General features: G+C 70.7%; 9 protein-coding genes. 5 read left to right on the forward strand and 4 right to left on the reverse strand.

Features of this window, described 5'->3' with window-relative positions; genetic code table 11:
* Nucleotides 1-2 precede the first annotated feature (2 nt).
* The 4 genes from ACFWTC_RS20355 to ACFWTC_RS20370 form a co-directional block, all read right to left on the reverse strand.
* The gene (locus ACFWTC_RS20355; protein ID WP_384027812.1) at nt 3-2,972 is read right to left on the reverse strand and encodes an ATP-binding protein; all 2,970 of its coding nucleotides are present in this window, start codon (nt 2,970-2,972) and stop codon (nt 3-5) included.
* Nucleotides 2,973-2,979: 7 nt separating this feature from the next.
* A complete protein-coding gene (locus ACFWTC_RS20360) occupies nt 2,980-3,528 on the reverse strand; it encodes a hypothetical protein (RefSeq protein ID WP_384027813.1) in 549 nt (182 codons plus the stop codon).
* 120 nt (nt 3,529-3,648) lie between these two features.
* Nucleotides 3,649-3,924, reverse strand: a complete 276-nt coding sequence (locus ACFWTC_RS20365; RefSeq protein WP_383919597.1) for a hypothetical protein — start codon at nt 3,922-3,924, stop codon at nt 3,649-3,651.
* A 61-nt stretch (nt 3,925-3,985) separates the two neighbouring features.
* Nucleotides 3,986-5,755, reverse strand: a complete 1,770-nt coding sequence (locus ACFWTC_RS20370; RefSeq protein ID WP_384027814.1) for a conjugal transfer protein — start codon at nt 5,753-5,755, stop codon at nt 3,986-3,988.
* A gap of 268 nt (nt 5,756-6,023) precedes the next feature.
* Here ACFWTC_RS20370 and ACFWTC_RS20375 point away from each other — a divergent pair, with 268 nt between their 5' ends.
* Genes ACFWTC_RS20375 through ACFWTC_RS20395 form a run of 5 tightly spaced genes read left to right on the forward strand, consistent with a single transcriptional unit; the run spans nt 6,024 to nt 9,840 of the window.
* The gene (locus ACFWTC_RS20375; RefSeq protein WP_384027815.1) at nt 6,024-6,458 is read left to right on the forward strand and encodes a hypothetical protein; all 435 of its coding nucleotides are present in this window, start codon (nt 6,024-6,026) and stop codon (nt 6,456-6,458) included.
* 48 nt (nt 6,459-6,506) lie between these two features.
* Nucleotides 6,507-7,130, forward strand: coding sequence for a hypothetical protein (locus ACFWTC_RS20380; protein WP_384027816.1), 624 nt, complete (start codon nt 6,507-6,509; stop codon nt 7,128-7,130).
* Nucleotides 7,127-8,134 carry a hypothetical protein gene (locus ACFWTC_RS20385; RefSeq protein WP_384027817.1) on the forward strand — a complete coding sequence of 336 codons (1,008 nt, stop codon included), beginning with the start codon at nt 7,127-7,129 and terminating at the stop codon, nt 8,132-8,134. Before ACFWTC_RS20380 ends, ACFWTC_RS20385 begins: the two co-directional genes overlap by 4 nt.
* Before the next feature lie 60 nt (nt 8,135-8,194).
* Complete coding sequence (locus ACFWTC_RS20390) at nt 8,195-8,821, forward strand: hypothetical protein (RefSeq protein WP_383919608.1); 627 nt, start codon at nt 8,195-8,197, stop codon at nt 8,819-8,821.
* Nucleotides 8,818-9,840: a hypothetical protein gene (locus ACFWTC_RS20395; RefSeq protein ID WP_383919611.1), complete on the forward strand. Its 1,023-nt coding sequence runs from the start codon at nt 8,818-8,820 to the stop codon at nt 9,838-9,840. The genes ACFWTC_RS20390 and ACFWTC_RS20395 overlap by 4 nt, the downstream gene beginning before the upstream one ends.
* Nucleotides 9,841-9,936: the final 96 nt, after the last annotated feature.

Below are 9,936 nucleotides of genomic sequence, written 5' to 3' on the forward strand. Positions count from 1 at the left end.
CGTCACGTCGCGGAGGCCGCGGCTGCCGCCGCGTCGCCCGACTCCTGCATGAAGGTCCAGTCCCACACGCTGAGCGGCGGGTCGATGCCCTGCCGGGCGGGGCGGGTCGTGCCGTTGGTGTCCGTGGCGGCGAGGATCTCCTTGAAGACCAGGTCCACGGCGACCGTGCCGACCCGCTTGTCGACGTCGCGCTGCAGGCAGACACCGGTACGGAGCTCCTGCAGGGCCGCGACGACCTTGGTGTCGTTCTCGGGGCGGCCCAGCAGCGGCGCCACCAGCGAGGCCTCCTGCGCGGACTTCTGCTTGAACGCGAAGACGGTGTGGATCTGGTTGGCGCCACCGCTGCGGGCCTCGGAGTCCTCGATCTGGACGAGGTCGATGGCCTGCTGGGTGATCAGGACGGTGACCGCCAGGTACGAGCGGCCCTGCTTGAGGGCGCGCCGCATCAGGTCGCGGCCGCTCTCGGTCGCGGTGACGACGTACGCCTCGTCGACGAACAGCGCCTTGGGGCGCAGGCCGATCTCGCCCGTCACCGGGTTCTTCTCGTAGCCGACGTCGAGCATCTGGCTGCCGAGCTCCACGACCGCCATCAGCGCAGTTGCGGCCAGGCGCTCGGCCGGGTTCCAGTTGCGCGGGTCCGAGGAGGACGGCGACTGGAAGCCGCGCAGGGTGATGACGGTGCGGCGCTTGCGCATCGCGGACAGGGTCTGTGGGCGCTCGGCGAAGGCCAGTCGCGCGTACGGCAGCGTGCGCAGCTCGGTGAGGAGCATCTGGGCGAGCTTGAGCTCCTTGACCGCCTCGCGGTCACCGGTGGACACCGCGTGGTCGTAGGCGTTCACGACCTCGTCGACGACCTGCCACAACGTCGGCCGCGGCACCTGCTGCTCGGCCTCCCGGGCGGTCAGCCCGTGTTCGGTGGCCTGCCGCATGGCGGAGTTGTACCGGCCGACGACCGTGGCCATGCCCTCGATGACGGGCAGACGTACGCGCTGGTAGTCCTCGTCACCGAGGAACCCGCGCAGCATCGACTCGGCGAGGAGTCGGCCCGAGGGGACGTCACGGGCGACGACCCACGGGTCGAGCACGCCGGCCTGGCCCTTGAGGAGGTCGACGACCTCGGTCTCCGCCCAGAACTCCGGGTTGACCGGCTGGAAGCGGCTGTCCTCCGTGCCGAGGAGGCCGGCGTCGGCGTCCTGCGCGAACTCCGGGTCGTTCACCTGGGAGCCGAAGCCCAAGTAGTAGCAGAGCTGGGCGAAGTCGGTCTTGGGGTCGATGACCAGGCAGCGCACGCCCGACTCCGACTCCTCGTAGAACTTCTGCAGCGCGAGCGAGGACTTGCCACCGCCGGACGCGCCGACGATGGCGAGGCCACCGCCGTCGTTGCGGGCCGGGCCCACGTGCAGCGAGTAGTGGACGGGCATCTTCCCGGCCCAGCCGACGAGGTTGCCCACCCAGCCGAGCTGCTTGCCCGACCGGTGCTCGGGGTTGTCGCCGAGCTCGGTGCCCGCGGTGGGCAGCCCGGCGCCGAGCTGCTCGACCTCCTGCAGGCGCAGGTACGGCGCGACCGGCAGCTTCGGCGCGTCACCCGGCAGCTGGGACTGCAGGAGCCGCCACTGCTGGCGGGTCGGCCGCAGCAGGGTCACCTTCAGGTCCTGCTTGAACTGCATCTCCAGGATGCGGCGGCGCCGCTCCAGCTCGGTGAGGTCGGGCGCGGAGATGGTGAAGCGGATCTGCGCCTCCATGCCCGGCATCTTGTGCTCCTCGACGTCGTCGAGGAGGTGCTGGGCACGCGTGACCTGGTTGGCGAGCTGGGTTCCGGGAGAACGGCCGGAGTTGGCCATGTCGTTCATCTCGTCGACCAGGTTGCCGCTGATCTTCTTCGCCCGGTCCTTGAACTTCAGGTACGGGATGAGGGTGAACCGCATGTCGATCTCGACCGGGAAGTCGACGTGCTGCGACGCGTAGCGCGCCCAGGCGGTGGACTGCCGGAAACGGGTTTCTGTGGGCCAGCTGGCGGCCACGAGCGTCGTCGTATAGCTGGTGTGCTGCTCGCCGGTGACCTCGTCGTACTGGTTCAGCACGATGTGCGTCTTGTGGTTCTCACCGGAGAAGTCGACGACCAGGTCGAACTGGTCGGGTCCCCAGGAGCGCGAGCCGAGCACCGGCTCCGGCGGCACGGCCAGGTCGCCGTGGAGCGGCTTGCGGATCAGCCAGACCAGCTCCTCACGGGTCAGCGGCACACCGTTCAGGCCTTCGAGGCTCTCGTGGACCTCGCGCGCGACCTGCGTCCACTGGGCCAGCAGGCCCGGCGACAGGTACTCGTCGTAGACGCCGGTGGCGGCCGCCGCCGCCTTGTCGGCGGTACCGCGCATGGCAGCCGTCAGCCCCGGGTCGTCGACGGGATCGTCGCCGCCGGGCAGCACCCCGGTGCCGTTCGAGCCGCGCTTGAGCGACCCCAGCTTGACCAACAGGATGTTGCGCTCGCGGGTCGCCCCGATGCGCTCCTGGTACTCCGCCTTGCGGAGGTTGTACGCCTTGTAGTTCTCGGTCGGATCCCAGGCCACCGTGTTGAGCTGGTCCGCCCACTCCAGGGCCGTGATCGGCCGGTACACCTTGCGGTAGTGGCACTCGACGTTGCGGTCGCCGCGGGCCAGGTTGAGCAGGCCGCGGGCGGGGCCCTCCGCCATCGCCTGGAGCTCACCGGCGTTGAGGTACTCGTCGATGGCGGTGGGCAGCACGAGTCCGGTCCACACCGATTCGCCGTGGACGAAGACCATGTCGTCGGCGTAGCGGTAGGGCAGCCGCATGTCTTCGCGGCGCTTGGACCGGCCCGGCTGGTTCCGGGAGCCGCCCGCGTTCTGCGTACCGCCGGAACCCTGGCCGTCCCTGGCCTTCTTGGAGCCGGTGGAGGCGATGAGCATGGCGATCAGGAAGAAGGCGACCGCCCCGCCCAGAAGGATCATCATGATCATGAGGGATTCATCCTGCGGTCTCGGAGTGTGCGGATACGGGGTGGGCGGGGAACGGCTGCGCGGACTGCGCCCGGGCCGCGAACGAGGAACCGTGCTGCGCCGCCTCGGCGAGCGCCTCCTCGTACTGCCCCTGCCAGCGCGGCGAACCCGGCTGCCAGAGGATCACCTGCCAGCGCAGTTCCTCGGGCTCCCGGTCGGCGGCCAGCCCCTGTAGCCGCTTGGGCTGGAACCAGAAGTCGGCCCAGATCACGACCTGCTGGCTGAGGGTGAGCGCGGAGGGCAGCGGTCGCCCCCACACGAAGTAGATGCCGACCGGCGGTCCGATGTAGAGCACCGACGTCACCACCGAGATGCCCAGGAAGGGCAGGAAGGCGGAGAGCGAGAGCAGCGTCACCAGCCAGATGACGGCGAAGCCGAAGGCCGCACCCAGAGCGGGCAGCAGCAGACCGGGAAGCGGGATGTTGCCCCAGTTCCAGATGCGCTTGGGCCGGTTGAGCAGATCCGTGTGGTCGTAGGCGACCATCGGCTCGGGTGCGTCGGACGTGTCCTGCGCCATCAGCCGGTTCCCCTCTCTGGTGTGGTTGCGGGCCGCGGGTCACCGGTGCGGGCCGGACGGATGTACCGTCCGCTCCTGGGCTCAGTTCCCGGCCTCGGTTCGCGGGCTCGGTTCGCGGGCTCAGTTCTTGGCGCCGCCGCCACCGCCGCCGATCTGGCTGCCGAGGTCGATGAGCAGACCGGCGAGACCGGTCGCGCCACCGATGATCAGAGCGGCCAGCGCGATCATGCCGAAGCCCTGGAAGGCCTCGCGCATACCGTCGCCGCGCTTCATCGACAGCAGCATCCGGATACCGAGGATCAGCAGGGCGCAGATCGCCACGGTGGTGCCGATGCCCATGAGAATCTCCTGGATCTCACCGAACATGTCCTTGAGGGTGGTGGCCGCCAGGTTCATGGCGTTGTCCTTTCGCTGAGGGGTGTGGGAGGGGTGTGGGGGGTACGTCGAGGGGGCGCGGTCAGGGTTTCTTGGGTGCGCTGGATGCGCCGGATGCGGGCGCGGCGGGTGTGCCGGGTGCGGGCGCGGCGGGTGTGCCGTCCCCGGCGACCGAGGGGCTCTCCTCGGGTGCCGGCGCGGCGGGCGGCGCCGTCGCACCGGCGTCCGCGCTGCCGCCCGTGGGGTCGAGGACCCCGCCGCGGATGTCCTTGATGAACCAGCCCTGGGCGGTGTTGACCAGCGTCAGGCGGTAGGAGCGCTTCACGACCGGAGTCGTGGGAGGGGTCCCCTTCGCGGCACCGACCTGACCGCCGCCGCCCCAGGTGACCGTCACCCGCGCCTGGACGGTCTGGCCCTGCCCGTAGGTGATGGTGGCGTTGGGTTCGGTCCCGGCCGGGGCGAGCGCCACGACCCCCTGGACCTCGGGCGAGGCCAGCGCACCGGCCAGACCGGTGGTCGCCGACTGCGACGCGTCGGTGGTCGTGAAGCGGGTCAGCCCGGTCGCGTCGGAGGCGCCCCAGGCCTTGAAGAAGCCGGGCAGCACCTGCCCCTTGAGCTGGTCGGAAAGCGTGTGGTCGACGACCTCGTCGTCCTGCTTCACCACCGGCACGCTGCCGCGCGAGGCGAGCGGCATCTCACCGACGTTGCCCGCGATGCGCAGCCCCGACCCGGTGGCCGGGTCCTTCACGTACACCGGCACGGACAGGGTGGTGATGCGGCCGGTCGACAGCTTGACCTGGATGCCCAGGTAGCGGCCGTTCGCCCCGTACTCGGGAAGTTCCTCGATCGTCCCGTCCCACTGCGCCTCACGGACGCTCTGGGTGCCCTGGCCGGTGATACCGCAGTCGCGGTCCACGCCCGAGGAGGTGTAGCGGGTCAGGGCGTCGCGGCGCTTGTCGGCGTTCTGCGGCGAGTACGTCATGCAGAGCGTGACGTACTCCTCGGCGAAGGTGGCCGCAGCCTGCGTCGGGAATTCCGTCAGCCGGTACCGGGCCACTTCCTCCTCGTTCAGGTCGGCGCTCTGCACCGCGACGGAGGACTTGCCGATGACCAGTCCGGCGACGCCGCAGGACCCCAGGGCGAAGGCGCAGGTGGTGATCAGCAGGGCGGCGCGGACCGCCACATGCGTACGACGGCCCTGCGCGGGCAGCCGACCACCGGGACGCGGAACGTCGAATGCCCCTCCGGTGGTGGCGGTGCGGGCGGGGGTGGTGGTGTGGGACGGCGATGCGGTGGAAGCGGCGGCAGTCGTGGCGCCGGAACCGGAGGCAGCAGAGGACGTAGACGCTGACGGGTTGGGTGCAGACGTGGTGGCGGCGCTGCCGCGCCCCTGCTTGCGACCCTCGCGCTCCGCCTTCTTCTGCTCGTACGCGGCCTTGCGGACAGCCCTCTTGGCGTCCTGCTCGGCTTTGCGCCGGTCCTTCTTCGACTGGCCCGCGGGCTGGTCCGCGCGCGGCGGCAGGACCGGTACGGCCGCCTCACCGGGCGGGACGTTGCCGGGGCGGGTGGCGCGCACCCAGGCCGCCGCCACCTGCGCGCGGGCGGCGTCCGAGGACTGCTGCGGCGGTGCAGGGGGGTTGTCCGGGTAGCCGTAGGGAGCGGACGCCTGCCGCTGGGACTGCGGAACCTGCTGACCCTGCTGGGACTGGTTCTGCTGCCCCTGGGCCTGCGGCGGGTGCTGTGCTCCGGCGGGCCCTCCGGGGCCGAAGTGCCCTTGCTGCCCGGAAGGCTGGGCCCCGTCGACCCCGCCAGCAGAGCTGTTGTGGTCCGTCATCGAGTCCGTATCTCCCACGCGTGTGATCCCCCTCCGCCGGCCGACCGGTTGGCGGGCGCCTGGTGAGGCCAGGTGCGGAACGGCAGTGTGGCAAATGAAGACGACAACGCCTCTCCCCTTTTCCCCGTCGGGAAACGGTGAGGAAAGTCGGGGAAAGCGCGAGGAATCCTCGGACGGGAGTCCCGGGACGCCTGAACGGGCCGTGCCGTGCGGTGCTCCGCCAGAATGAGCGGTCGTGCCCGGGTGCCGGGCGCGGAGCCGTGCCCGACCCTGCGAAGGACGAGAGTTGAGCGACCAGTACGCCCTCCCCCAGGCGCCTGCCGATGCGACGCCCATCCCCGTGACCGAGGCCCAGGAGGCCTGGATCGACGGCTACGAGCCCGGCAACCCCTGGCAGTCGAAGCTCTGCCTGAGCAGCCCCCAGGGCACCGTCACCTTCCCCCTCACCCCGCACACGATGCCCGAGCTGCTGGAGGGCCTGGTCCTGGTGGCCCAGGCCCAGCAGGGGACGGCCGGGATACCGGACAACGACGAGGACGCCGCGGCCGACGGCCAAGACGACGGCCCCTACCAGGCCTCGGGCCTCCATGACGGCCGCGCCGCCCGCATGACGGGCTGGGCGGTGGTCCACGACCTGTGGGAACAGGGCGACGCGAAGGTCCGTTTCATCATGGGCGCGGTGGTGGTGGGGCTGCTGCTCCTCGGGATCATCCTGTCCTGACCACATGCCAGGATGCCCCCACGGATAACGAGCGAGGAGCTTGAGACGATGCTGACGGAAACATCGGGCCGCACGGCCCAGGACTTGGCCGCCGAGCTGGACGGCCTGCGCGGGGTGGACTGGGCCTCGGTGTGGGCGGGGCCGCCGCAGGGCGGGTCACCGGAGTTCCGCGCCTGGTGCGAGCGTTACGGCTGGGAGCCGCAGACGGTCGAGCGCAACCTCGTGGCGCACAGCCGCACCGGCGGGGAGCTGACCTTCGAGGCGAACGGTGCCTGGCACCCGGTCTATCGTCTGACCTACTGGGCCTCGCGACTGGCCGCGGCCGAACCCTCGGACAACGCGGCTGTCCTTGCCGGCGCCGCCCAGACCTGGGCACAGTTCCTGGAGGCGGCCGAGAGCGTCCTGGGGCCCGCGCTCTGGACCGGCGCCTACGACGCGGAGGACTTCCCGGAACCGCCGGAGCGGGCGTTCTGGGGGAACCGTGACTACCGGCTGGAGACCCGCGACCCCTACCAGATGGCCTTCTGGGCGCCCCAGGGCGAGCACCCCGGGCAGGCCTTCATCGTGTTGGATCAGGCGATCTCCTTCCAGACGTGGACTGCCGACGCACCGGGCGCCTCGGTAATCGTGCTTAAAGTGCATGCGCCTGAGGGCTCCAAGAGGCTCAGGTGACACCCGATGCCCCTCCCAACCCGCAGGAGATAGCCAGGGCCTTCGAAATGTGGGAAGAGCATCTCGGGTCGGTGCCGGACGATCCGAGTTCGGGACGGGCCGTGGCCGAAAGGCTCTACCGGGACTGTGCGGCGACGAGCGATGCTGAAAATCCACATCCCGGTCTCCTGGACTTCATCGGGGGCCTTGCGGAGAAGGGATCGGTCACCAATGAGGACCGGGGACCCGTGCGTTCCTTCTGGTCTTACGAATCCCAGCCCGAAGGCGCAGACAGGCCAGTCCCGCACCGTTTTCTGGCCCGGGCATGTGGAGAGTCGCGCGACCTGCAAGTCCTGGAGGACACCCCGGCCGGACACCAGCTGAATTCGTACCATCTGGACAATGCGTTCGTGGTGGATGCCCTCGCCCGACACTTCACATTCGACAAAACCATGCTCGCGTCCACTCATGGTTGGGCCTGGGACACGCTGTCGAAGCACTATGCCCAGGCAGCCGAAACCCAGGTAGTTGCTTTCGTGCCCGACATCACCGCGCAATCGGTGCTCGGCAAGGACGAAATTCCGAAACTGCTCCAGAACGGGAACGTCGGCCATCGGGGTGTGAAGTTCGCGGTGCCGCTGCCCCGACATGAACACCTGCCCCCGGATGTGGATGCATTCATCGCCAACGATCCAGTCCGCTGCCAACTGGTCATGGAGGACTACGACCCCGCGAAGTCTCCCGAGGAATTCGCCATGAGGCTGGACGCCATCGACATCCCCGAGGACCAGAAGGAAACGCACAAGCAGATCGTGGACCGGCTGTCGACGGCCAACAGCTACGAGGAGCTGAACCCGGCGACCCCCGAAGCGAAGCGGCAGCGTGTGCGCACCCGTTCCTTCCTGCCCGGCGTGAACGTAGGCCACGGCGTCGTCCCCGCGCCCCGCAGCGGCCCCGCGGGCCACGGGGCGGTCGAGGCGGCAGCCCCGCACCTCGCGCCCAGACCCGTCGGCATCGAACACTGATCATCCGGTCTGCCACGATTGCGGACGCGTACACCCGTACCGAGCAAGGAGCTGAACAGGATGCTGACCGAGACGACGGGCCGCACCGCCCAAGACCTGTCCGCCGAGCTGGAAGGTCTCCAGGCGGTGGACTGGGCCTCGGTGTGGCCGGGGCCGCCGCAGGGCGGTTCTCCGGAGTTCCGCGCGTGGTGCGAGCGCTACGGCTGGGAGCCGCAGACCTTCGACCGGCAGCTGGTGGTGCGCACTCCCACGGGCGGTCGGCTGACCTTCCAGTCGGGTGGTTACTGGAACCCGGTCGAGAGCGTGTCCCACTACGGGTGGCAGGTGAAGGCCGGCGCAGCGGACGAGAATGCCGCCGTGCTCGCCCTGGCCGCCGAGACCTGGCCCGAGTACGCGGCAGCGGCTGCCGGGGTGCTGGGCGCGCCCGCGTGGGCCGGCTCCTGGGACGCCGAGGACTTCCCGGAGCCGCCCGCGCCCAGCTACTGGCCGGACCGGGAGTTCCGGCTGACGAGCCGCCGCCCGTACCGGTTCGCCTATTGGCGGGGTGCCGGTGGCGGCGCGGCCGCGCCGTACGTCCTGCTCGGCCAGTCCATCGCGTTCCCCACCTGGGCCGCGGACATGCCGGGCGCGTCGGCCATCTCCCTGGAGGTTCACCCGCCCGTTGAGGTGCTGCGAGCCCTGCGGTGACGGACTCGACGCCCCCGACACCGGACGAGATCAGCCGCGCGATCTCCCTCCAGGATGCGGACCGCGCCGGCAAGCCGCGCACACCGGCCGAGGCGGCGGCGGTCACCTCCCGCATCTACGCGGACTGGCGGACCGCCCACGCGCAGGGACGTGCCACCCCGGACATCGCGTCGTTCGTCCGGGACATCGCCGCGAACCAGTCCGTCACCCATGAGGACCGCGGCACCACACGCGCCTTCTGGTCGTGGAAGTCCCAGCCCGAGGGTGCGCCCCAGGTCGTGGACCACCGCTTCCTGGCGCAGGCGTGCGGCGAGAGCCGTTCCTACCAGGTGCTGGAGGACACCCCCGCCGGGCGGCAGCTGGACGCGTACCAGCTGTGGGAGCCCCTGGTGAAGGAGGCCCTGGTCAACGACTTCGCCCTGGACGAGGCGGACGTCGACGCCCTCGCCCCGGAGGTGTGGGCCACCATTTCGGGGCGCTACGCCGAGGCGGCCGAGGGGCCGGCCGTCGCCTTCTGCGCCGACATCGGGGCCGGCTCGATCCTCGGGAAGGACGAGCTGCCGCGGCTGCTCGCGCACGAGAAGGTGGGCAAGGACAACGTCGGGTTCCCGCTGCCCGCGCCCCGCCACGAGCACCTCCCGGCCGAGATCGACGAGTTGATCGCCAATGACTCGTTGCGCTGCCAGGTGCGGATGGAGGACTTCGACGCCCGGAACACGTCGCCGAAGGACTTCGCCGCGAAGCTCGGCGCCCTCGACGTGCCCGAGGGCCTGCAAGAGGCGCACACGGCCGCCCTCGCCCGGCTCTCCTCGGCCACCGACTACGACGAGCTGGCCGCACCGGCCGCTCCCGAGCCGCCGAAGCACCAAGCCCTGCCCGCGCGGGCCGATGCCTTTCTGCCCGGGGTGGCGGTCCGGCCCACGGCCGCGCTGCCGAGCCCGCGCGGCCCCTCCACCCACGGTGTGGTCAATCCCGTGGCGGCCGAGGTGGCGCCGAAGCCGGTCGGCATCGAGCACTGACCTGCCGCACTGCCGCACTGCCGCACTGCCGCACTGCCGCACTGCCGCACTGCCGCACTGCCGCACTGCCGCACTGCCGCACTGCCGCACTGCCGC

Source organism: Streptomyces sp. NPDC058619, from assembly GCF_042717785.1.
Lineage (GTDB): Bacteria > Actinomycetota > Actinomycetes > Streptomycetales > Streptomycetaceae > Streptomyces.